Source organism: Spiroplasma endosymbiont of Sarcophaga carnaria, assembly GCF_964019595.1.
In the GTDB taxonomy this organism is placed as follows: domain Bacteria; phylum Bacillota_I; class Bacilli_A; order Mycoplasmatales; family Mycoplasmataceae; genus Spiroplasma; species Spiroplasma poulsonii.
Genome location: NZ_OZ026456.1, coordinates 1275400 through 1301192, shown reverse-complemented (window position 1 = coordinate 1301192; position 25793 = coordinate 1275400). Strand labels below are relative to the sequence as shown.

The window sequence follows — 25793 nt, the reverse complement described above, 5'->3', positions numbered from 1 at the left end:
TCTACCCCTTTTTAAACTTTAAACGTTGGTTCATCTTATCAATTTCCATTGAAATGGTTTGTTGTTCAATCAGATTATTTGCTTTTTCTAGTTTATTTCATAGCATTGCAATCTCTTTTTCATTGGCAAAATCATCAATTAGCAGCGCATAGTCTTCTAATTCTTTCTTATTATATTTAATTTTAATCGTTGATTTATCAATAATGTCCATTAACATCTTCTTTAAATCCGGATCATTTATTTCTTCACACAACATATTAATATTAACATTTTCTGCCCCTAAATGTCTATTATAATACATAATTATATCATTTGCTAGCAGTCGATAACTATTAAAATTCAAATATACGATTTTTGTCTGATAAAAATCAACGGCCTTTCGCGACACAAGTAATTGTAATAACATGTTTTGCTCTGCTAACATATAACGTTTTAAACTTTTAATTTTATATTTTGTTTTTTTAATGGCCTTAGAATCTTTAACAATTCCGGATGTTGACTTTTGTGCGGCCTTTGCAACTTCGGGGACAACAACTGGTGAAGGTGAGTCTAATGTTGAAGCATTTGTAATTGGTTTATAATACACTTTAATTTGGGTAATTTTTGTTTGAATTGTTTCACTTGAAATTCCCGTAATTTTTACCAAATTATTAATTGCTAGTTCTTGTTCTAAGGGATTGGGGCTTGCTTTAATTAAAGTTCCAACAACATTGATGAATTCTTCTAATTCATTTGCTTCTTCTAAATTAAATTTATTTTTAAAATAATCCAGTGCAAAATTAATTGGATGCATTGCATGGGTTAACATTGTCTGAATTAATTCTCCCTGACCACTATTGACCAATTCATCGGGGTCTTGCTGTGTTTCGTTTAAAACAATTTTTACTTTTAAATTATTAACTAATAATTTTGCTGCAACTTTTAAACTAGCATTAATTCCTGCTTGATCACCATCTAAAAAGACTAAGCATTCACCTGTTAACTTCTTAATTTCCTTAATATAATAATCACTTAAATTTGTCCCCATTAATGCAACGGTATTTTTAAGATCTAATTTATCTAAACTAATAACATCCATATATCCTTCTAACAAAATTAAATTATTTTGTTGGCGAATAAATGGTTTTGCTCGTTGAATATTATACATTAATTGTTCTTTTTTAAAGACTTTTGTTTCTGGGGTATTTAAATACTTCGCAACGTTGTCATCTTGCCCAATCACACGCCCCGAAAATCCAATAATATAACTATCCTCATTTTTAATTGGAAACATAACTCGATTATTAAAATAATCATAAACTTTCTCATTTTTAATCGTAATTAATCCGGTTTGTTGAATATCATTAATGCTATAGCCTTTTTTAATTAAAAAATGATATAAATGATCAAAACCACTTTCAGCATAACCAATATTAAATAACTCAATCTCTTGTTCATCAATTTTTCTTGTTGCTAAATATTCTTTTGCCGCATGAGCCTTTTTTGTTGCTAAGTTATTGCTAAAATAAGCTTGTGCTAAAGCATTAATTTCAAAAATTAATTTATCAGTTTCATCATATTTTGCTTTTTCTTGATAAGTTGTTAACTCATCTAAGGAAATATTAGCCATTCCTGCAACTTTTTTTAAAGCTTCAATAAAACTAATATTTTCATATTCTTGTAAAAAAGTAAAAACATTGCCACCAGCTGAACAAGCAAAACAACGATAAATTTGTTTTTCTGGTGAAATGCTCATTGAAGGATGTGAATCTTGATGGAAAGGACAAACAGCTCAATAATTTCGTCCCCGTTTTTCCAACGATAAATACTCTGACATTACTGTAACAATATTTACTTTTGACCGAATTAAATCAATCTTTTCATTACTAATTAATGCCATACCTTCCTCCTCCTTTTAATTATTTATTTTAATAATGCTTGAAAATGCTCTTCTAAATTAGCAATAGCAATTCGTTCTTGCACCATTGTATCACGATTACGAACAGTAACCTTTTGGTCTTCTAATGATTCAAAGTCAAAAGTAACACAAAATGGTGTTCCAATTGCATCTTGGCGACGATAACGTTTTCCAATGTTTCCCGTTTCATCATAGGTACATTGGAATTGATTTAATAATTTTTCATACAATTGATAAGCTGCTGCATTTAATTGTTTACTTAATGGAATAACAGCAAGTTGATATGGTGCTAACAACGGACTTAATTTTAAAACAATTCGTGAATCATTATCACCAACTTGTTCAACATGATAAGCATCATATAAGATTGCTAACATTAAACGCCCAACCCCAACTGATGGTTCAATAACATGGGGTAAAATTTTTTCGTTTGTTTCTTGGTTTAAATAACTTAAATCTTGTTTACTCGTTATGCTATGTTGACGCAAATCAAAATCACCACGATCAGCAATCCCTCATAATTCACCTGTTCCAAATAAAAACTTATATTCAACATCAATTGTACGTTTAGCATAATGGGCTAATTCATTGGCTTCATGGTTACGAAAAAGATAATTCTTAGGATTTAAATTAATCAAATTTAAAAACTTAGTAACTTCTTTAACTCAATATTCAAATCAATCTGTTTCTTCATTTGGATCATAAAAAAATTCTAACTCCATTTGTTCAAATTCACGTGTTCGAAAAATAAAATTTCCCGGTGTAATTTCATTTCGAAATGACTTTCCAATTTGGCCAATTCCAAATGGCAGTTTTTTTCGCAATGAACGTTGAACATTTTTAAAATTAACAAAAATTCCTTGTGCTGTTTCTGGTCGTAAATAAACAATTGATTTTTCATCTTCTAACACACCGTGATTCGTCTTAAACATTAATTCAAACTGACGAATATCAGTAAAATCATGCGCTCCACAATTTGGGCACACCAAATTCTTTTCTTCAATAAATGTTTTTAATTGTTCATTACTTCATCCCCCACAATTAAGGTCAGGATAATTATCTTCAATTAGTTTATCTGCTCGCATACGGGTTTTACATTTTCTACAATCTAATAATGGATCAGCAAAATTCCCTAAATGACCCGAAGCCTTTCACACATTATTGTTCATTAAAATTGCACTATCAAGACCAACATTATATTTTGATTTTGTAATAAAATGTTGCCATCATAAACTTTTTAAATTTCGTTCTAATTCAACACCTAATGGACCAAAATCTCAACTATTTGCTAAACCCCCATAAATTTCACTTCCTTGAAAAACAAAGCCTTGTGCTTTTAAATGATTAACAACTTCTTCTAATGTATATTGCATTAAATATAACTCCTTTTTATTTCTCTACCCTCAATTATACTATGTTATTATTTAAAATAAATTGATTTTTTCCTTTAATTTTGTCGAAAACTCTTGATGAAATAAAAAAAATCATCAATATGACAATTTGAAAACTAATTTTGTGTAAGATTATGATTTTGCTTTAAATTTTTTAAACGTTAAAATATAATACCGTTGATTGTTGGTTTGGTGTTAAACCTTTGTGTTGGTATTTTCATTTTCAGAGCTTTAAATAATTTTGAATATTAGTGAAACCCAAACCATGATAATGAATTAAGGCTTCTTTAAGACTGGATTGTAATTTACTAATCTTATTTAACTTTTGATAACTAGTATCAGGGTTTGTACTAGTTTTGGTGGAATATAGAGTAGAATTTGTTTGTTTTGCTACTAATAAATATAGTGGTTGCATATCAGAAATAATTATTGATTTTTCTTTAATTAGTTGCTTATTCATATTTTCAATAATCCATTGTTTTTGTAATCTTTTGGTATTGGTGGATTGAACAAAAATATTATTATTGCTATCAACTGCCATTTGAATACAGCATTTGGTATCAGTTGAAAATGGATCGAGATGAGTTTTTCGTTTATCAAATTTATCTTTAAAATTGCCTTTATGAATTTCTTTAATAAATGTTTCATCCATTTGGATTTGACCATTTAATTTTTTAAATTTTAACTGTGTATTTTCTAATTGTTTTGATTGCATTAATTTTTGTCGATTATATCAAGCGGTTTTTGGGGTTGTTTTAATAAAACGAGAAATTATTTTACTAGATTGTCCTAACAATGAAATTTGAATTAATAAATTTCACTGTTCATAATTTAAATGACTTCAATAAGTAAAATGATGACGAAATGCATCAAAACTAGCACGACATTTTTTACATAAATATTTTTGTTTTCCTTCGGAATTATGACCATTTTTAACACAATGAAAAGATTTGCAATTAGGACATATAATGCCTTTATCTCTAAATTTTTGATCAATTTCATTTAAACGTTTTTGTTTTTTAATTAAGTCTGCTTGTTGTTTTATTTTTTCATAAAATTCTAAAAATTGATCATCTGTTAAGCTATTTATTAATTCTGTAATTATTTTTTTCATCATTTATTTACCTCTATATATTAAAAATATACCTAATTTTAGGTATATTTTATAAATATCAAGAGTTTTCGACAAAATTAAAGATTTTTTCTGCATTTCATAAATACTATAAGAAAAAATCCCAACTTTCATTAAATAATACTCACATAGCATTTTAAATAAAATAATCATTTCTTTAACATTAATTTTGTTATGAAAATAAAAATTATCTAATGACGTTGTACTAAACATTTTTACTAATTCAATTGAAAAAAGATAATCTGTTGGTAAATAACAATTTTTACAAATATATCCTTCTTCAATAAAACTAATTGTTTTAATATTATGTTTTCCCCCACAACGTTTACACATCGTTAGATTTCATTGTAATCCATACCATTTTAAAACTTGTAACATAAAAACAATCACAACACTTAAGTTATCTTCTCAAGCAACTAAATTATCTAATGCTGTTGCTAATAAATCATATAGTTTTAAATCAGCAGAACGTTCTTCAACAGCTTGTTCGGTAATTTCACAAAGCAATGTCACTAGTAAATAATCATCATAGTTTTGTGTTAATTTAATTCGTGTTATTAACAAATTTCCTGTTTTTAACTTACTTAATTTATTTGCTTGATATGATAAAAATATTTCAAATGTACTAGTTGCTAACCATTGCACCGCATATTGATTTTTCGAAGTAATTTTTCGAACACCCGGAGCAAAAAAAGCTAACTTACCTAATTCTTTGGTAAAAACCGTTATAATTTCACTGTCATCATCGTAACTTTGCTTATTAATAACAATTCCAGTAACTTTTGTTGTCATTATTGCTTAATAACTTTCTTTGTTATATCCTAAACGAGCAATCATTGATGGTTTATCACGTCATTTTTCAACCACTTTAACAAATAACTCTAAAAATATTTTTGTTCCTAAAATTTGTTCTAACTCTAAACGAGCTTGCGTCCCAATTTCTTTGATTAACCGTCCATTTTTACCAATCACAATGCCTTTTTGTGAATTGCGCTCAACACAAATTGAAGCCATAATTTTTAATAATGTTGGTTGTTCTTCAATCTTGTCAATTAAAATTGCCACACTATGTGGAATTTCATCTTCTGTTAAAAGTAAAATTTTTTCGCGAATAATTTCACGAATTAAGAACTTTTCTGGTTGGTCAGTTAACATATCATCAGGATAATATTGTGGTCCTTCTGTTAGATGATCTTTTAATAATGTTAATAACTGCGGAACATTTTCGTGTTTTAATGCTGAAATTGGGATTACAGCAGTAAAATTGTGAACTTTTTCTCATTCAGCAATTTTAACCATTAAATCCCCTTTTGAAACTAAATCAATCTTAGTAACAACTAAAACAATTGGAACACCTCGTTCTTGGAGTGCTTTAATAATATAACGATCATTATCACCAATATGTTCATTTACAGGCGCTAAAAATAAAATAACATCAGCTGCTTTTGTTGTTGATAAAGCAACTTTATTCATAAATTTACCCATTTCATGATGTGCTTTATGAATTCCTGGCGTATCCATAAACACAATTTGCGCTTCATTGTCATTATAAATTCCTTGAATTCGATTACGCGTTGTTTGGGCTTTTGCTGTAACAATTGCTACTTTATTATTTAAAATTGTGTTTAATAATGTTGACTTTCCAACATTTGGACGGCCAATAATTGCCACAAACCCTGATTTAATTGTCATTTTTATCACCTCGTAATTAACTTAATTATAAAGGAAAATAAGATAAAAGCTCATTATTTTAAAATTCAAATGCAATTTGATCATCTAATGATAAGCCTTTTAAAATTCCAAGTTCTTCAAAAGACTCTAAATGTGCTTTTGTAATATTTGTTCGTTTTTGTAAATCAGCAATTGATAAAAATGGTTTTTCTTTCCGAGCATTAATAATGCTATCACCAACAGCGCCTCCCAAACCATCAATCGCTGAAAATGGTGGTAGAATAATTTTTTCATGATTATCATTTTCAACAACGGTAAAATTTTTATTCATACTTGTTTTTAAATCAATATTACTCATTTTAATCCCGCGGGCATACATTTCTAAAGCAATTTCATAAACCGGTATTAAATCCTTTTCTTTTTGTGATGGTTTATTTGGCGCATTAAAATCCTTATTATCTAAACGAACTTGAATATCACGTAAAACTTGTTTAATTGTTTCTGCTCCTTTTAAAATTGTTTTAATATCAAAAACATCAGTTCTCGTTGAAAAGAATGTTGCGTAATATTCAACTGGATAATTTATTTTAAACCATGCCACGCGTCATGCCATTAAAACATACGCTGTCGCATGCGCTTTTGGAAACATATATTTAATCTTATTACATGAATCAATGTATCATTGTTCAACATTATTTTCACGCATTAATTGTTCATGTTCTGGGGTTAAGCCCTTTCCTTTTCGGACATCTTCCATAATTTTAAAAGCACTTTGCGCTGGTAAGCCCTTATAAATTAAATTAACCATAATATCATCACGACACCCAATAACATCAGAAATTCGAATATTCTGGTTTCGAATTAAATCTTGGGCATTCCCAATTCAAACATCAGTTCCATGTGATAACCCTGAAATTTGGACTAAATCAGCAAAAGATGTTGGTTTAGTATCTAATAACATTTTCCGAACAAAAAAAGTTCCAAACTCTGGAATCCCAATAGCCCCCATTTTCTCACCATTAATATCTTCTGGTTTAATGTTTAAAACATCTAAACTACGAAAAAGACTTAACACTTTTTCATCATTAGTTGGAATTGTTTTTGGGTCAATTCCCGTTAAATCCTCTAACATTCGTAAAGCGGTCGGATCAACATGTCCTAAAATATCTAATTTTAAAACATTATCATGAATCGCATGGAAATCAAAGTGTGTTGTTAATCAATTTGACTTAATATCATCAGCAGGAAAATTAACCGGCGTAAATTCTTCGACTTGATATTCTTTTGGGATAACAACAATCCCTCCTGGGTGTTGTCCCGTTGTTCGTTTCACACCTTCACAGCCTTTTGCAATTCGTTCTAACTCAGCACGTCGTTTTAAATGTAAGGTATTCTTATTTTCAAAATAACCCTTCACATATCCATAGGCAGTCTTTTCTGCCACCGTTGAAATTGTTCCGGCACGATAAACATTTCGCTCTCCAAACATTTCTTTCGTAAAATCATGGGCATTTGGTTGATATTCACCCGAAAAGTTTAAATCAATGTCCGGAACTTTGTCTGCTTCAAATCCTAAGAATGTTTCAAAAGGAATATCATGACCATCACCTTTTAATGGATGTTGACATTTTGGACAATTACGTGGTGACAAATCATAACCACATTTTACAGACCCATCAACAATGAACTCGCTATAAGTACAATTTGAACACAAATAATGTGGTTGTAATGGATTAACTTCTGTAATATTACTCATCGTGGCAACAAAACTACTTCCAACACTTCCTCGTGAACCAACTAAATAACCATCTTGTAATGACTTGTCAACTAATTTATGGGCAATTCAATAAATAACAGCAAAACCATGCTTAATAATCGCACTTAATTCTCGTTCTAATCGTTTTGCCACAATTTCGGGTAATGGATTACCATAAATCTTATAAGCATTCTGATAACACAACGCTTCTAAAAGTTCATCACTACCATCAATTTTGGGAGTATATAATTTATCTTTAATAATTTCAACTTTTTCAATTTGATTGGCAATAAGACTTGGATTTGTAACAATAATTTCTTGAATTAATTCGTCATCATTTAAAAATTTAAATTCATTTAACATTTCAGGTGTTGTTCGTAAAAATTGGTCCGGATAATCAGTTACCCGTTGTTTATAATCATACAATGGATGTGGTCGCCCCCCAATTCCTTTTGCATTAATATAAACCTCACGAAAAATTTTATCTTCTGGATTAAGATAATGAACATCACCTGTGGCAACAACTAGTTTATTTAATTTTTTCGCGGTATAAATAATGTCCTTAATAACTGTTAATAATCGTTCTTCTGATAAATCACCCATTTGAACTAAATGTTTATAAACACTTGGTGGTTGAATTTCAATATAATCATAAAAACTAATCACTTCGGTTAACTCACTAAGATCTTTATTCCGAGCTACTTCAAAAACATCACCATTAACACATGATGAACCAATTAATAAATTAGCACGATGTTCATTAATTACACTACGTAATAATTTTGGTGACGAATAGAAATAAGTTGTATGTGCGGCGGTAATTAATTTAAATAAATCCAATAATCCCGGTTGATTTTTAGCAAGAATTGTCATATGTTTTGGACGGAGCTTTTTATAAACAGCAGCATCATGAATTTGATCAATATCATCATCAAATTCAACCCCATAAACATTAATCATTTTTCGTAATTGATGTTCATAAACATCGGTTAAAACAATAGCATCATAATCCCCACGGTGCGCTACTTCTTCATTATAAATAACATTATAGCACCGAGCAATTGTTCCCAAACGATAGTTTTTTAAATGTGGTTCTAAAATCCTTGAGATTTGTAAAGTATCAATAACAGTATTATTGATCTTAGAACGTCCGGCTTTTTCTAACCATGATTGAATAAAACCTAAGTCAAATTCAGCATTATGGGCAATTAAAATCGCATCTTTAAAATACTCTAAAATTTGTTCAATTGATTCCGTAAAAGTTGGTTTATCCGCCAATAATTCATCCGTAATTCCTGTTAGATCTGTTGTAAAAGAAGATAACTTAATTGTTGGTTTAAATAAGTGGTTAATAATTTTACGTTCCCCACTAATCCCATCCATAATAACTGCTCCAAACTCAATAATCTCATCATAACTACTACTTAGACCAGTTGTCTCTAAGTCAAAAATAACATATTTTGCTGTCCGTAAATCATGATGATGAGGATTTTTAACGTACCAAACTTTGTCATCAAGTACATCTGTTTCGACTCCATAAATAACTTTAATATTTGGATATTTCTTATTAAGATTATAAATTTCAGGATACGCTTGCACATTTAAATGATCAGTGAAAGCAATTGCCGAATGATCCCAATGTTGTAAGGTTTTAAAAAGCGCTGGAAGATCAATCACCCCATCCATTGTACTCATTTTAGTATGTAAATGTAATTCAACGCGCTTTTCAGCAGCATTGTCTTCCCGATATAAGTCTTCGCGATCTAAACGGGCAATTTTTTTAATAAAAAGCATTTGTTCATTAGCATAAGTATCATAACGAATGTCCCCAAAAATACTAACTCATTCATTAATTTTTAATTCTTCAAAAAAATCATCTGCTTGTTCAGTTCGCGTAAAAAACTTCCCAGCAATAGTATCACTATAATCGGTTACTGTGATTGTATAAATAAATTTTTTAGTTGAAATGAATTGGCGATCTTTATTAACAATTTTTCCATAAATTGTTATATTAGGAGCATCTTGGTCAATATCAGCGATTCGTTCATAACTTACTTGCCCGATTTTCCCTTTAACATAATTACTAGTCCCATTTCGCAATTGTTTTGTTGAAATTGCTGGTTTTAATGTTAAACTTTCATTTTTTTGTTGATTTTCTTGGTATTTTATCAATTCTTGTTCATTAAGCTCTAAAATATTATTTTCTTGTAAATCAACAATTAAATCTAATCGTAAATTATTAAAACCATAACGACGTAATTTGTTTTCATAATAATGACAATGTTCACTAACAAGTTTTTTTTCACTATCGGAATGAACAATAATTTTTAAAATATTATCTGCTAAAGTAAACCGAGATGGTGGTAATTTACTAAAAAAACTATTTTTTAATTCTGATTTATTAAAACGAATATATTCTAAATAAGAAAAAATTGTTTCTAATTGATAATTTTCATTTCGTACGCGAAATGAAACTTTTGTTGGCAACGTTGCATTTGCTAATAAAGTTGTTTCTAATTTTAATAAGACATCAGTTGGTAAGAAATCATTGATTTCAATAATAACACGAAAAAACGACTCGCTTGTACTATACTCACTTTTAATGATTTTTGCATCAGCAAAATAATTATCCGTAAATTCTAAATTATTAGTTGTAAATAGTTTTATCAATTGTTGATCCATTTGCCATCCCTCATCTATTCTTCATTTCTAAAAAAAGACATCTTTAATTGTTATTCCAATAAATAATAAAATAAAGAGTACTGCCCCCGTGACATTAATAATAATCTTTGCCTTATGTGGGAGTTGTCAATTTTGTTCTTTTGTTTGATATTCTTCTAATAATAACTTTTGCTGTTCTGGATTGTGACGATGTTTTCAAATTTGAAAACGCCCTTTAAGCCGTTTCCCCCCACCAACAATTCCTTCAACTAGGGTTTCTAAGAATTTGTATCCATCCAATGGTGGAATTGAAATTAAATTTAAAACAAATAAGTTTGCTGATAACATTGCAACATACATAAAAAATAATGCTGGTCCTTCCGTTAAAATTGAAGAAACTGTTTTAGCAATACCAACTAGTCCTGATAACTGCTCTCATTGACCAGTAAATAATAACCCAAATGACTTTAAAATTGTCACTGATTCAGTAAACGTTTCACGTCAACCATAGCCATAAGCCTGTGCTGTTGAAACAAACTGACGATCCGGTGCCCGAATTCCAACCGTATAAGTATTACCCGTTATTTTTAATTCAGCTGGTTCAGTTTGAAACAAATGATTGTTTTGATCAGTTGTCACTTCTTTTTTATTATTTACCCGAACAAAATCTAACGTAATAAAATTGGTACGTTGTTGGGCATCACTTTGATCATATTGTTTTTTTAAATTATTAATAAAATTATAAACCGTTGTTTGATAATTTGGAATATTATGAACAGTTCCAATATGACTAACTAAAATCTTATGTGTTTTATTATATCCTTCATCATCTGTACCATTATCACGATAATAATTTTGGGCCACTTTAAGAGTAGCTTGGTCTGGACCTAATCAATAATTTAAAATAACAATATCCTGGCTAATCGGAACTTTTCTTGTTGATAACGCATTATATGCTGCTCCTCCAACATCATATTTTGCCCCCCAATATGTCATATCTGATGGTTTGAGATTTAAAGCGGCAAAAGTTGTTGTAAAAATGAAAACAGCAATAAAAAAATTCATTAAAGCTCCCGCCACAATAAAAATTAACCGTTTTCATTTCGCAATGTTTTCCATTTTTCGTTCTTTTGGAACTTCCTCTTCTTCACGCCCTTTCGGAGCATCAACTAATTCACTAGCAATATACACATAGCCACCAAAAGGAAAAATTCGAATTGAATAACGCGTTTCTTTTTTCCCTCAAGAAAAAATCTTTGGACCAAATCCAATTGCAAATTCATAAACATATGCTCCTGATAATTTTGCAATAACAAAATGAGCAAATTCATGAACTGTAACTAGCATTAATAAAATTATAATTCCAATTACAAATCCTAAAACTATCATTCCCGCCGACATTTACTGACTAACTCCTAACTGTACCTTTTCATAACATTATTTTTTGGAAAAATAATTAATAATTTCTCTTTTAATAGTATCATTTAATTGTTTTATTTGTTGATAATTAGATAGTTTTTGTGGCTTAATTTTATCCATAAAAAATTCAATATAATCAACAATTTGATAAAATTTAATTTTTCCAGCTAAAAATAACAACCGCAACTGTTCATTTGCAGTATGAAAAGCAACAGCCAAAGCATTATTTTCATTTAAACAACGATAAGCCAATGTTAAAGCTTTTCACCGTGATAAATCTGCTTTTTGAAATGTCAAAGTAATTAAATCGTTAAAATCCAGTGGTTTTAATAAATTATTTTTTTTCCGCAGCGGATAATAAAAAAAATAATTTAAAACTTGAATCATTGATGGCGGTGATAATTGCGCTAGAATTGAATAATCTTCATATTGCACAGCTGAATGTAAGATTGATTGAGGGTGTATCACAACGGTAATGTTTTTTGTTTTAAATAAATGATATGCTTCAATAATTTCAAAAGCTTTATTAACCATTGTTGAAGAATCAATTGTAATGTTTTGACCCATTTGCCAATTCGGATGACACAACGCTTGGCTTTCATCAATCATTGTTAATTCCGTTAATGTTTTTTCCGCAAACATTCCTCCCGAAGCAGTTAAAATAATTTCTTGCACTGGATTCTTTTGTTCTAAACATTGAAAAATCGCACAATGTTCAGAATCAATTGGAAACAATTGGTTTTGATGTTCTTCCAATAATTTATTAATTAAATCGCCCGCTAAAACTAATGATTCTTTATTTGCCAATAATAAGGTGCGATTATATCCTTGTAATGTTTGTAAAGTTGGGTATAACCCAGCAAACCCCCCAATGGCATTAAGAACCATTGCTGTTGGAAATGTTGTTAAGATTTGGTCAAAACCTGCTTCTCCTATAACAAAAGTAATTGTTGGATACTTAACAGCAAAAACTGTTTGTTCTGTTGCATTAGCAACATGAACCATCGTGATTGTTGGAAATGTTTCTAGCATTTCATCAAGAACAGCAACATTGTGATAAACACTAACTACTCTTAAGGTAAAATCATTTGGATTAGTTTTTATAATTTGTAAGGCTTGTTGGCCAATACTTCCTGAAGCCCCAAAAATAATAAGTTCTCGCATCATTAATTAACGTTGTAATGCCACATTTGAAATAATAAACATTATAAAAAAGACTAATGAAAATGAATCCAAACGATCAAGAACACCACCATGACCAGGTAATAAATTACTAAAATCTTTAATATCATAACGCCGTTTAATTCATGAAAATGATAAATCACCTAATTGTGATAGAATACTTAACATAAAAGCTAATAAAACATAAATAACATAACGCATTACATTTTTGGCATTATCATTTGAAAAGAAATTAAAAACTCAATTTTTTTCATTTCCAAAATTAAACATTAAAACAGCATAGGCAATCGCAATTCCAGCCGCCATAATTGTTCCTGTTGCAGCCCCTTCTCAAGTTTTGTTTAGCGAAACATTTGGTGCTAGTTTGTGTTTTCCATAACTAACCCCACCCACAAATGCAAAAGTATCAGTTAAAATAATAATTAACACTAATCAAACAACGCTACTTCAACCATAATTAGGATTTAACATAAATTTATTCATTGCTTTAAAAGCAAAAATTAAATATAATGTAAAAATTAAAACTAACGTCATTTTACCAAAAGTAATTTCTTTTGAACTAAAAACTAAACAATAATATACTAAAATTGCACATAAATAAATGACAAAAATAATTCATGGTTTTAATCAATTTAAATTTAATAAAGTATAAAACGGATAATTAATGGCCCCAATCCCACCATAATTGTCCGTAACAGATTCAACTGGAAATAAAAATAAAAACAGCATAAATAAGTAAGTAATAACTTGGGTATAAATTGGTCACTTTGTTCCCCCTACTAACCGCAGAATTTCGTAGTTAACTAATCCCAAAATCACAGCGTTAATACTAATAAAAACATAATTGGCAACTTCAATATGAGCAACTTTGCCTTGTCATTCTGTAGCAATTGCACCAGTAAATAAATATAATACCAAAAAAATTAATAAAACATAAAAGGTAATATGGCGTGCAACATATTTTTTTTGAAACATTCCTTTTTTTTGTTCCGTTTTGCTTGTTTCGGTAATATTATTACCATTTTTATCCAACGGTACGTTTGTTTCATCAACAAGAACATTATCTTGCTTATTATTCATCACTTTTTACCCCTCCAAATCTTCTATTTCTATTATTATAATCTAATATTGCTGTTAACAAAGCATTTTCATCAAATTCTGGTCAAAATTTATCAGTAAAATATATAAATAATTAAACAAGGTTTTTTCATCAATTTCAGATAATTGTGCTGTTAACATTTCGTTAATAGCAGTAACAATTTCTTCAACCGCCCCATAATCAAAGGCAAAGGTTAATACTAAACCGCTATTATGCTTTGTCTGATTAATAGCTTCATTAATTGCTGCTAACGTTTTTGCTGGCATTTTGGTTTTACGACCAATATGGTTTAAAACAATATTTTCATTTTTAAAATTATTTACTTCTTTATTATTTAATAACCGCTCTGGCATTTCCATTAAATACGCAACCTCACTTTTACTACGCTTTCAATTTTCTGTTGAAAAACAATAAAGTGTTAAATATTTAACTCCTAACATATTTGCTTTTAAAGCAACTTCTTTAATTCGTTTTGCTCCTTCTTCATGGCCAGCTGTTCGCTTTAAACCTTGTTTTGTTGCTCAACGACCATTTCCATCTAAAATAATTGCAATATGTTGTGGCACATTCATATTCTTTGTTCCTTCTTTCTTGTCTTATTTATTATATCTAGCATAATAAAAAATGAAAGTTTATACTTCCATTAGTTCTTTTTCTTTTAATGTCCCTTTTTCATCAAGCTTTTTAATAAAATTATCTGTTAATTTTTGAATTTCACCTTCGTAATATTTTTTGTCATCATCAGTTAAATTAGCATCTTTTTTAATTTGTTCATTACTATCACGACGTTCATTACGAACCGCAATTTTAAAATGTTCAACTTCTTTTCACATATCTTTTACTAACATTTTACGACGTTCTTCTGTTAAAGCAGGGATATTTAAACGAATTAAATCTGCTTCTGAATTTGGTGATAATCCCAAATCCGACTTATTAATTGCTGTAACAATTAAACTAATTGTTCCTCGATCATAAGGTTTAATTACTAACTGGCGCGCCTCAGGAACCATAATGTTTGCCAATTGTTGAATTGGAGTTAGTGTTCCATAATAATCAATCATAATATGAGCTAACATATTTGGATTAGCACGACCTGTCCGAATCTTTACTAATTCATTTTCAAATGACTCTAATACTTTTGTCATCTTCTCTTTTGTTTGGTTAATAATTTCTTGTGACATTTATTTTTTCCCTCCTGTAACAACTGTTGAACGAGCACTTCCGTGTGCTGCTTTATAAATATTATCTGGTTCATTAATATCAAAAACAACAATTTTAACATTATCTTCCATTGCTAAACTTGATGCTGTTAAATCCATCACTTTTAATTGTTTTTCTTGTAGTTCATTTAAACTAATATTATCAAATCGAATTGCATCAGAATTTTCACGCGGATCTTTGTCATAAATGCCATCAACACCATTCTTTGCCATTAACATAACATCGGCATCAATCTCAATTGCTCGAATTGTTGCTGCAGTATCAGTTGTAAATTTTGGTTGACCAGTTCCACCAGCCATAATAACAATTGCCCCTTTTTCTAAACCAGCTTTTGCTTTTTTAAATAAATATGGCGATGCTACTTCTGGAACCTGAATTTTTGAAGTTACAACAACATTCTCACTTCCCTCATATTTTAAAACTGCTTCTAATGCTAATGCATTCATTACCGTTGCTAACATTCCCATATAATCCGCACTAATCGGATTCATATTGATACTATCAGCACGATTACCGCGCCAAATATTGCCACCACCAACAACAATTGCAATTTGCAGTCCTTCTTTTTGTAGTTTAACAATTTGTCTAGCAATATCATGAATTCTCTTTGAATCATACAAATCAGCAGGATTTCCTAATGCTTCACCAGACAATTTTAATAAAACACGCTTATATTGTAATGCCATTATAACATTCCTTTCTTTTTCTTGTTTATTCCTAATATATTATAAATTGTTTTAAAAAAATAAGCAAAATAAAAGTAAGTTCGAATATTATTTTAGGTACCAGTTTAACAATAATTTTAAACTATTTTTAAAAATAGTTAATCATTAAACCGCTTAACGGGCGGTTTTTTATTTGCAATCGTGCGATAAAATAAGGATTTTTTCAGGTATTTTAAAAGTTAGATACTATTTTTCATTATTATCAAATTTTAGTCAGTTTGTTATCTTTATATTATTTATTTAATAAGATGACTGAATAAGATGACATTTTACTGAATCAGTAATTTTCTTATTTTACGTAGCACATTTAATGAGGTAGAAATGAATATAAAGTTATTCAAAAAAGTACTTTAATTTTGTCGAAAACTCTTGATATTTATAAAATATACCTAAAATTAGGTATATTTTTAATATATGGAGGTAAATAAATGATGAAAAAAATAATTACAGAATTAATAAATAGCTTAACAGATGATCAATTTTTAGAATTTTATGAAAAAATAAAACAACAAGCAGACTTAATTAAAAAACAAAAACGTTTAAATGAAATTGATCAAAAATTTAGAGATAAAGGCATTATATGTCCTAATTGCAAATCTTTTCATTGTGTTAAAAATGGTCATAATTCCGAAGGAAAACAAAAATATTTATGTAAAAAATGTCGTGCTAGTTTTGATGCATTTCGTCATCATTTTACTTATTGAAGTCATTTAAATTATGAACAGTGAAATTTATTAATTCAAATTTCATTGTTAGGACAATCTAGTAAAATAATTTCTCGTTTTATTAAAACAACCCCAAAAACCGCTTGATATAATCGACAAAAATTAATGCAATCAAAACAATTAGAAAATACACAGTTAAAATTTAAAAAATTAAATGGTCAAATCCAAATGGATGAAACATTTATTAAAGAAATTCATAAAGGCAATTTTAAAGATAAATTTGATAAACGAAAAACTCATCTCGATCCATTTTCAACTGATACCAAATGCTGTATTCAAATGGCAGTTGATAGCAATAATAATATTTTTGTTCAATCCACCAATACCAAAAGATTACAAAAACAATGGATTATTGAAAATATGAATAAGCAACTAATTAAAGAAAAATCAATAATTATTTCTGATATGCAACCACTATATTTATTAGTAGCAAAACAAACAAATTCTACTCTATATTCCACCAAAACTAGTACAAACCCTGATACTAGTTATCAAAAGTTAAATAAGATTAGTAAATTACAATCCAGTCTTAAAGAAGCCTTAATTCATTATCATGGTTTGGGTTTCACTAATATTCAAAATTATTTAAAGCTCTGAAAATGAAAATACCAACACAAAGGTTTAACACCAAACCAACAATCAACGGTATTATATTTTAACGTTTAAAAAATTTAAAGCAAAATCATAATCTTACACAAAATTAGTTTTCAAATTGTCATATTGATGATTTTTTTTATTTCATCAAGAGTTTTCGACAAAATTAAAGACCTAATTTGAATTATTTAAATGGAGAATTGGATTGATATTGATCTGGTAAGTCAGACTTGCCATCAGTCGCTAAATATTCAAAATTTTGAAATAAATTATATTCTAATCCAAATGAAGAATATGTTAATAGTGCTCTTATGGGTATCGAATAATGGACAATTCATATTTTACAAATAAAGGTTCATTTAACCAACTAGAATGAGTAATTAATGAATTAAAAAATGACAATAATTCTCGTAGAGCAGTAATTAATATAAAACTTCCTCAAAATATGGAAGAAAGACAGGGAATAAATGATATACCATGCACAATTGCACTGCAATTCTTTGTAAGAAATAAAAATTTAATTTGTATTACAACTATGCGCAGTAATGATATAGTTTATGGCTTTATGTATGATGTTGTATTTTTTACTCAAATACAAATTTATATAGCTAATGCATTAAAAATAAAAATAGGGAGTTATTTTCATAATGTGGGTTCAATGCATATTTATGAAAGATATTTTAATTTATTAGAGGAGTGTGATAAATAATGACAGCAAAGAAATAAAAAATACAACAACATAAAATAAAAATTCGTAAAAATAAGGTTAAAGCAAATAAAAGAAAAATGGAGATAAGATAATGAAAAAATATGAATATATAAATGAAGAAATGTATGATTTTATTGAGGAACAAGAAGAAAAAAAATAATTATGAAATAATTTTTACTTATGACTTAATGGAACTAAGAATAATAAAAGCAAGCTCAACAGTGGATAATAATATTATTTATGTTTACCATACTTACGAATGTGAAATATTTGCAGTAATTACAAGTGCAGAATATTTTGTACCATTAATTAAATTAGGGTATAGATTTTAGAAAGGCATAATACTAATGGCAAATAGAAAATATTGTGAAGATTGTCAAGAAGACAATTATGAAAAAATTCTTTATGATACTACTGTTTGAATATTTCCTGATGATAGATATACACTAGAAGAAATTAAATTTATTATTCATGAATGTTCTTCAAGAGAATTAAGGTAAAACTTTAAAGCAAAATTAAGATATGTGTGTGAAAGTTGTACAGATAAATATTGTTAGAAGGGAATACGATTAAATGCCAGATTATAGACCAATATTAAAACATTATTATAAATTGAATGAAAGAAAATGTTATGAAGCAGTTTATTCTAAAGAAAGATTGTCAGTTATACCACATCAATGTAGCAATAATAAAAAATTAGCAAGTTGAGGAAAAATTATTATTCAATTTATTAAAATATGCCCGCGGTGGTACTTTTTCTGGGCGAATGGTTGAATTAAGAGTTCCTAATAAAACATTTAAAAAAGTATTAGAACAAAACCGCAAAGATGGTCTTAAAAGTGTTATTGCTTTCTTAGTAAAGGATTTTAAAGTTTCTGAAGAAGCCAATGATTTGGAAGACCTTGATTTATTTAACATTAAATTACATTCAGCATTAGGGAACCCTAAAGGAGAACAAAATTGAAATAATGATCTAACTTGGACTGCTGAAGTTTGGACAAAATGAGCAGTGATGTTTACGTTTGGCGAAAGTTTTGATAATGGTTTATACTATTCATTTGCATCAAAACAAGTTGTTGGAGATTATAGAGATGGTGTTGATCTATATATATCACCAATAAATTAAAAAACAAAATAAGAACTAAATAATGAAAAAAAGTTTAAGTTACAATCTTTAATTGTTCTTAAACTTTTTTTCATTTGAGTTCCAATTTTTTATAATAAATCTTTGAAATATTATTTTAATTAAAGCCCATTCCGCTTAAACCACCCACACCAGGAATGTTTGGCATACGACCAGATTTAATTTGACGGGCAATTTCATCTACTTGTTTTTTTGTTTTTTCAAATTGATTAATTAACTCATTATATTCTTTTTCTGTTCGTCCTGAACCTTTTAAAATACGGTTTTTTCGTGATAGGTGTTTCAACAACCGTGGTTCACGACGTTCTTTAACTGTCATTGAAGATAACAAGACTTCTGTTGCTTTTAATTTACGTTCTGCATCAGCAATTTTTTCATCACTCATTTTTGGCATCCCGGGTAGTAATTTCATAATTCCCCCCATTTTCCCCACTTTTGAGATTTGTCGCATTTGATTTAGCAAGTCTTGTAAATCAAACTGTCCCATCATCATTCGATTCATTGTTTTTTTAATATCACGTTCATCTAAAACATCTTTTGCTTTTTCAACTAAGGTTTGAACATCTCCCATCCCCAAAATTCGATCTGCCATTCGGTCAGGATAGAAAATTTGTAAATTACTCATTCCTTCTCCAGTTCCGATAAAGGTAATTGGTAATTTGGTTAGGTGCGTAATTGATAATGCCGCTCCCCCACGAGCATCACCATCTAACTTAGTAACAACAACGCCAGTTAATTTTAACAACTGATTAAATTCTGTTGTAACATTAATAATATCTTGTCCCGTCATCCCATCAACGACAAGTAAGATTTCATCAGGGGTAATATTATTTTTAATTTCTTTTAATTCTTGCATTAATTCTGCATCAATATGTAAACGTCCCGCCGTATCAATTAAAATAACATCATTTTTATTTTCTTTCGCATATTTAATTGCTTCTTGGGCTGTTTTAACAGGGTTTTGTGTTCCCCGTTCAAATACTTCAATATTTAAATTTTTTCCAATTGTTTTTAACTGATCAATTGCAGCGGGACGATAAATATCACAAGCTACCAACAATGGTTTTTTTTGATATTTCTTTTCCACAAACTTAGCAATTTTACCAGTTGTTGTTGTCTTCCCACTCCCTTGTAATCCGACCATCATCACAATTGTTGGTTTTGAAGCAAAAGATAATTCCTTTGCTGTTTTCCCAAAAATATTAACTAATTCTTCATGAACGATTTTAACCATCATTTGTGATGAATTCAAACCATCTAAAATGTATTCGCCACAGGCTTTTGCTTCTACTGCTTTAATAAAATCTTTTACCACTTCATTATTAACATCCGCTTCTAATAATGCTAACCTAATTTCACGCATTGTTTCACTAATAGCATCACTAGTTAGGGTTGATTTTTTCATATTTTTTTCAATTGATTTTTTTAATCGGTTTGCTAAAAAATCTCCAATCATTACTAATTCTCCTTTATTTTTTATAACAAAATCTTTCCTCTTAATTATAATACGAAAACTTCCATAAAAAAAGAATAAAAAATTATTCTTTTAAATAACAGTCTCTGTGATTCGTAATTCTCTAATTACTGTAATAACAATATCTCCTGGGATTGCCTTTGCTTTTTTAATTTTTTCTTTAATATCAATTGCAATTTTATGGGTACGGTCATCATCGCTAATAACTGGATTAACAATAACACGGATTTGACGACCTGCTTGTAAAGCATGAACTGACTGAACGCCAACTACTGTTTGACAGATTTTTTCTAATTCAGACATTCGGGCAATATAATTTTCAAGATTATTATTACGACTCCCTGGGCGTGCTGCTGATAATGTATCAGCTGCAGAAATTAAAACTGAATATGTATTATTAGCAGGAACCTCACCATGGTGTGAAGCAATTGCATTAATAACAATTGAATTTTCACCACATTTTGTTGCTAATTTAACTCCTAAGGTAACATGGCTTCCTTCGTTGTCAAAATCAACTGCTTTTCCGATATCATGTAATAAACCAGCTCGCATTGCAATCGTTGCATCTAAACCTAATTCACTAGCCATTGTTGCTGCTAATTTAGCAACTTCGATTGAATGTAATAAAACATTTTGGCCATAACTAGTTCGATATTTTAAGATTCCTAAATGACGAATCAATTCAATGTCCATATTATCTAATTCTAATTCCGCAACAACTTCTTTTCCTGTTTCTAAAATTGTCATTTCAATTTCTTCTTGTTCTAATTTGATTGTTTCTTCAATCCGATTTGGCTGAATCCGCCCATCAATTAATAATTTTTCTAATGTTTTTTTGGCAATTTCACGACGAATAGGATTAAAAGATGAAATTTGAACAACATTTGGAGTATCATCAATGATTAGATCAACTCCAGCAGCAACTTCAAAATTTCGAATATTACGACCATCTTTCCCAATAATTCGGCCTTTCATATTATCATCTTCTAAATAAACAGAAGTGGTTGTTTTCTCTACCACAATATTAACAGCATACCGTTCAATTGCACTAGTAACAATACTAATCGCTGTTTCTTTAGCATTAATTTTTGCTGTATTCTCAGCATTTTTTAAAAATTCACCAATTTCTTTTTGGTAACGGTCACTTATTTCTTTAAAAAGTACATCTTTCGCTTCTTCAAGAGAATAACCTGCAACTTTTTCAAGTTGTTGAAGATTATGTTCAACTAGTTCTTGGTAATAATTAATCTTTCCCTGTAATTCTTCTTTTTTACGAAACGTTTCTTGCTCTTTACTATGTAATACTTCTTCACGTTCAATAATTAAACGCTCTCTATTTGTTAAGAACTTTTCTGTTTCTAAAAATTCTTCTCGTTTACAAGCTAATTCATTATTCATTTCTTGTCGAATTTGTGCTGCTTCAACTTTTCCATCGGCTTTTGCAACATTAATAATTTTTTTTGCCTTTTCTTCAGCTTGTTTTATTTTTAACTTCGTTTTTTTAATTAATTTAAATCTTAGATATTTTTCACATAAAAACCCAAGAAAGTAAAAACCAATTGCAACAGCAATAATGGTTATTACTCATATAGATATTTCCATAATTATGTCTCCTCTACTTAAAGTATTAAGCAAGAAGTATTAATTTTAAATGTATAAGTGGAATAACGGCAATAAATAATTACCATATATATTATACTCTTTTTTAAGGAGAAAATGTAAATAGTACCCTTTAATTTTGTCGAAAACTCTTGATGAAATAAAAAAAATCATCAATATGACAATTTGAAAACTAATTTTGTGTAAGATTATGATTTTGCTTTAAATTTTTTAAACGTTAAAATATAATACCGTTGATTGTTGGTTTGGTGTTAAACCTTTGTGTTGGTATTTTCATTTTCAGAGCTTTAAATAATTTTGAATATTAGTGAAACCCAAACCATGATAATGAATTAAGGCTTCTTTAAGACTGGATTGTAATTTACTAATCTTATTTAACTTTTGATAACTAGTATCAGGGTTTGTACTAGTTTTGGTGGAATATAGAGTAGAATTTGTTTGTTTTGCTACTAATAAATATAGTGGTTGCATATCAGAAATAATTATTGATTTTTCTTTAATTAGTTGCTTATTCATATTTTCAATAATCCATTGTTTTTGTAATCTTTTGGTATTGGTGGATTGAACAAAAATATTATTATTGCTATCAACTGCCATTTGAATACAGCATTTGGTATCAGTTGAAAATGGATCGAGATGAGTTTTTCGTTTATCAAATTTATCTTTAAAATTGCCTTTATGAATTTCTTTAATAAATGTTTCATCCATTTGGATTTGACCATTTAATTTTTTAAATTTTAACTGTGTATTTTCTAATTGTTTTGATTGCATTAATTTTTGTCGATTATATCAAGCGGTTTTTGGGGTTGTTTTAATAAAACGAGAAATTATTTTACTAGATTGTCCTAACAATGAAATTTGAATTAATAAATTTCACTGTTCATAATTTAAATGACTTCAATAAGTAAAATGATGACGAAATGCATCAAAACTAGCACGACATTTTTTACATAAATATTTTTGTTTTCCTTCGGAATTATGACCATTTTTAACACAATAAAAAGATTTGCAATTAGGACATATAATGCCTTTATCTCTAAATTTTTGATCAATTTCATTTAAACGTTTTTGTTTTTTAATTAAGTCTGCTTGTTGTTTTATTTTTTCATAAAATTCTAAAAATTGATCATCTGTTAAGCTATTTATTAATTCTGTAATTATTTTTTTCATCATTTATTTACCTCCATATATTAAAAATATACCTAATTTTAGGTATATTTTATAAATATCAAGAGTTTTCGACAAAATTAAAGATAGTACCTATTTTACAAGATAATTATGATTTGATGAAACATCAAACTTTTTATTTTGATAAGTAATTATAATTAATTTTTCGTTAAGTTTAAACTTTAAGTCGTATTGTGCTGGTAATGTTCCATAAAGATTTAATTCCAATGAAACAGTATCTAATTGTTCAAAATGATAATTATCTTCTTTAATAGTTGGAATAATATTGTTTCCTTTTACAAAAATTAGCATTTCATCAACCGGACAAACCAATAAATAAGATTGCTTTCCAAGATATTTTTTTTCTTTTTGCCCGAACAAAAACCATTCTCCAGCTGGCAAGTAAACTTCCCGCTTTGTTGTTTGTGGTGTTAAAACAGGTGCCACTAATAAATTACTTCCTAAATAAAACTGATCATCAATTAATTGTACAATTGAATCATCTTCATTTTCCAACACCATTGCTCGCAAAATTGGAACCCCTGTTGTTGCTGCCTCTAATTCACACATTTTAAAATATGGTAATAGTTTTCGTTTTAATTTTGCATATTTTATTGCGTTATCTAACACCCTTGCTGAAAAGTTTCATGGTTCACGCGGGCCAATTCCATGAAAACGTGATAAAGGACATAACATTCCCACTTGTGTTCAACGCATATAAAGGTATTCATCAAATGGTTCTTCACTATAAAAACCACCAATGTCAGTTCCTCATGCCATTTTCCCACTCATCCCTAACGATAACCCCGCATTTAAATGAATCTTTAATTCTGTAAAATTTGAATAACTATCACCAGATCATTTTCCTGAGAAGCGTTGTGTGCCAATATATCCTGGCCAGCAAAAAGATAATGTTTTGTTTGGCCCAAAATACTTAACACTAGCATCATATGCTGTTTTACAATATAAAAAATGATAATATTGGCGAAATTCTTCTCCCGTTAAACCGTTATTAAAATAAGCATTGGGTGGGATACCATCCCCATAATCTGGTTTAACAAATCGTAATCATAATTTAAATAATTTTTGCAATTCATCTTGATACCACTTAACAGCAGCTGGATTAGTAAAATCAACAATACCACAATTTGTTTGATAAGTTTCGGTTCCTGTTAGCGGATGGGCATATGAATTATCATTTGTTGTTTTTACTAAATAATTATTTTTCAAAGCAATTTGTCAATTCACACTATTATCAGCTTGTAAATAAGGGTTAATTCAAAAACAAACGGCAATGTTTTTTGCTTTTAATTGAGCAAATAATTCTTGAAAAGAACCAAAAGCATTTTCGTTATACTCAAAGTTACAACTTTTTGTATAGCGGTTTTCTAATCATTTTGGGTCTAAACAAATAACATCTAATGGGAAATTAACTTTGTTTCTTTTTTCAATTTCTGCTCACAATTCAGCTTTATTATGATAATACAAGCGATTACATCATATCCAATAACTCAAATCAGGGATTTCTGTTGGTTTACCAGTTAAGTCGGTATACTGACTAATCAGTTCCTTCATTGTTGACCCCGTAAAAAAATAAAGGTCTAAACAGGATTCAAAACTAAGGAAACTAATAGCATCAGTTACTGGCGAACCAATTTCAAAACTAGTTTGTTCACCAGTATTAACTAATACTCCTCATTTTTTTGTTGAATAAAATAACGGCAATCCGTTATATGCTAAATCATGATTTGCAACACAAGAATTATCACTATTTCAAATCGTTGTCTCAATTCCATTTTTAACTAAAAAACGGAATTTTTCCCCCAACCCATATATTTTTTCATCATTCATTAACCAAAACGACATAAATGGTTGTCATTCATTACTTTTACCAATTTTTCAACCTAATGGGGGCGTACGATAATTTTCAAACATTTCATATCCTTTACGAGTATTGGTTTTAAATTTAACAACAGCATTGCAATCAAGTAATGTTATTTGAAAGGGTTCCTTTTGAATGGCATCGTGTAAGTGAAGTGCAACAAATCAACTCAGAAAGGAGTTGATTTTTTAATGGAAAGAAAACATTATTTTATTTTACGGTCCTTAGTAACTAAGTATGGAAAAGATAATGTTATTAATACGGTAAATAATATTGTAATTAATAATGAAAAAGAAGATGAATAAATTATCCGCGTAATTTATT

General features: G+C 28.9%; 20 protein-coding genes. 4 read left to right on the top strand and 16 right to left on the bottom strand.

What is annotated here, in order from left to right; translation table 4 throughout:
- Nucleotide 1: 1 nt before the first annotated feature.
- The 12 genes from dnaG to pyrH form a co-directional block, all read right to left on the bottom strand.
- Nucleotides 2-1879, bottom strand: coding sequence for a DNA primase (dnaG, locus tag AACK91_RS07390; RefSeq protein ID WP_338965553.1), 1878 nt, complete (start codon nucleotides 1877-1879; stop codon nucleotides 2-4).
- Between the two features lie 23 nt (nucleotides 1880-1902).
- Nucleotides 1903-3270, bottom strand: a complete 1368-nt coding sequence (locus AACK91_RS07385) for a glycine--tRNA ligase (protein ID WP_338965552.1) — start codon at nucleotides 3268-3270, stop codon at nucleotides 1903-1905.
- Between the two features lie 172 nt (nucleotides 3271-3442).
- Nucleotides 3443-4405, bottom strand: coding sequence for an IS1/IS1595 family N-terminal zinc-binding domain-containing protein (locus tag AACK91_RS07380; RefSeq protein ID WP_338963247.1), 963 nt, complete (start codon nucleotides 4403-4405; stop codon nucleotides 3443-3445).
- Nucleotides 4406-5212: a DNA repair protein RecO gene (gene recO, locus AACK91_RS07375; RefSeq protein WP_338965550.1), complete on the bottom strand. Its 807-nt coding sequence runs from the start codon at nucleotides 5210-5212 to the stop codon at nucleotides 4406-4408. It abuts the gene before it with no gap.
- A gap of 6 nt (nucleotides 5213-5218) precedes the next feature.
- Nucleotides 5219-6112 (bottom strand): GTPase Era, encoded by an 894-nt coding sequence (era, locus tag AACK91_RS07370; protein WP_338965548.1) that lies wholly within the window; start codon nucleotides 6110-6112, stop codon nucleotides 5219-5221.
- Between the two features lie 58 nt (nucleotides 6113-6170).
- On the bottom strand, nucleotides 6171-10529 hold the full coding sequence (locus tag AACK91_RS07365; protein WP_419334902.1) for a PolC-type DNA polymerase III: 4359 nt from the start codon (nucleotides 10527-10529) through the stop codon (nucleotides 6171-6173).
- A 27-nt stretch (nucleotides 10530-10556) separates the two neighbouring features.
- Nucleotides 10557-11909, bottom strand: a complete 1353-nt coding sequence (locus tag AACK91_RS07360; RefSeq protein WP_338965544.1) for a site-2 protease family protein — start codon at nucleotides 11907-11909, stop codon at nucleotides 10557-10559.
- Nucleotides 11910-11945: 36 nt separating this feature from the next.
- Nucleotides 11946-13094: a 1-deoxy-D-xylulose-5-phosphate reductoisomerase gene (dxr, locus tag AACK91_RS07355; RefSeq protein WP_338965542.1), complete on the bottom strand. Its 1149-nt coding sequence runs from the start codon at nucleotides 13092-13094 to the stop codon at nucleotides 11946-11948.
- A gap of 3 nt (nucleotides 13095-13097) precedes the next feature.
- On the bottom strand, nucleotides 13098-14189 hold the full coding sequence (locus tag AACK91_RS07350) for a phosphatidate cytidylyltransferase (RefSeq protein WP_338966594.1): 1092 nt from the start codon (nucleotides 14187-14189) through the stop codon (nucleotides 13098-13100).
- 54 nt (nucleotides 14190-14243) lie between these two features.
- Complete coding sequence (gene uppS, locus AACK91_RS07345; protein WP_338965541.1) at nucleotides 14244-14780, bottom strand: polyprenyl diphosphate synthase; 537 nt, start codon at nucleotides 14778-14780, stop codon at nucleotides 14244-14246.
- Nucleotides 14781-14840: 60 nt separating this feature from the next.
- Nucleotides 14841-15389 carry a ribosome recycling factor gene (gene frr / locus AACK91_RS07340; RefSeq protein ID WP_127092728.1) on the bottom strand — a complete coding sequence of 183 codons (549 nt, stop codon included), beginning with the start codon at nucleotides 15387-15389 and terminating at the stop codon, nucleotides 14841-14843.
- A complete protein-coding gene (gene pyrH / locus AACK91_RS07335; protein ID WP_338965539.1) occupies nucleotides 15390-16115 on the bottom strand; it encodes a UMP kinase in 726 nt (241 codons plus the stop codon).
- Between the two features lie 467 nt (nucleotides 16116-16582).
- On the opposite strand from pyrH, the gene AACK91_RS07330 reads away from it, so the two are divergent.
- From AACK91_RS07330 to AACK91_RS07320, 3 genes are all read left to right on the top strand, one after another.
- Nucleotides 16583-17545 carry an IS1/IS1595 family N-terminal zinc-binding domain-containing protein gene (locus AACK91_RS07330; RefSeq protein ID WP_338963247.1) on the top strand — a complete coding sequence of 321 codons (963 nt, stop codon included), beginning with the start codon at nucleotides 16583-16585 and terminating at the stop codon, nucleotides 17543-17545.
- A gap of 253 nt (nucleotides 17546-17798) precedes the next feature.
- Nucleotides 17799-18182, top strand: a complete 384-nt coding sequence (locus tag AACK91_RS07325; RefSeq protein WP_338965537.1) for a thymidylate synthase — start codon at nucleotides 17799-17801, stop codon at nucleotides 18180-18182.
- Between the two features lie 766 nt (nucleotides 18183-18948).
- Nucleotides 18949-19308, top strand: a complete 360-nt coding sequence (locus tag AACK91_RS07320) for a hypothetical protein (RefSeq protein WP_338965535.1) — start codon at nucleotides 18949-18951, stop codon at nucleotides 19306-19308.
- A 115-nt stretch (nucleotides 19309-19423) separates the two neighbouring features.
- On the opposite strand, the gene ffh is transcribed toward AACK91_RS07320, so the two are convergent.
- The 4 genes from ffh to AACK91_RS07300 form a co-directional block, all read right to left on the bottom strand.
- Complete coding sequence (gene ffh, locus AACK91_RS07315) at nucleotides 19424-20782, bottom strand: signal recognition particle protein (protein WP_338965533.1); 1359 nt, start codon at nucleotides 20780-20782, stop codon at nucleotides 19424-19426.
- Nucleotides 20783-20872: 90 nt separating this feature from the next.
- A complete protein-coding gene (gene rny, locus AACK91_RS07310) occupies nucleotides 20873-22402 on the bottom strand; it encodes a ribonuclease Y (RefSeq protein ID WP_338965532.1) in 1530 nt (509 codons plus the stop codon).
- A 228-nt stretch (nucleotides 22403-22630) separates the two neighbouring features.
- Nucleotides 22631-23593 carry an IS1/IS1595 family N-terminal zinc-binding domain-containing protein gene (locus tag AACK91_RS07305; protein ID WP_338965530.1) on the bottom strand — a complete coding sequence of 321 codons (963 nt, stop codon included), beginning with the start codon at nucleotides 23591-23593 and terminating at the stop codon, nucleotides 22631-22633.
- An 87-nt stretch (nucleotides 23594-23680) separates the two neighbouring features.
- Complete coding sequence (locus tag AACK91_RS07300; protein ID WP_338965528.1) at nucleotides 23681-25522, bottom strand: TIM-barrel domain-containing protein; 1842 nt, start codon at nucleotides 25520-25522, stop codon at nucleotides 23681-23683.
- Nucleotides 25523-25618: 96 nt separating this feature from the next.
- On the opposite strand from AACK91_RS07300, the gene AACK91_RS07295 reads away from it, so the two are divergent.
- Nucleotides 25619-25774, top strand: coding sequence for a hypothetical protein (locus tag AACK91_RS07295; RefSeq protein WP_338966611.1), 156 nt, complete (start codon nucleotides 25619-25621; stop codon nucleotides 25772-25774).
- Nucleotides 25775-25793: the final 19 nt, after the last annotated feature.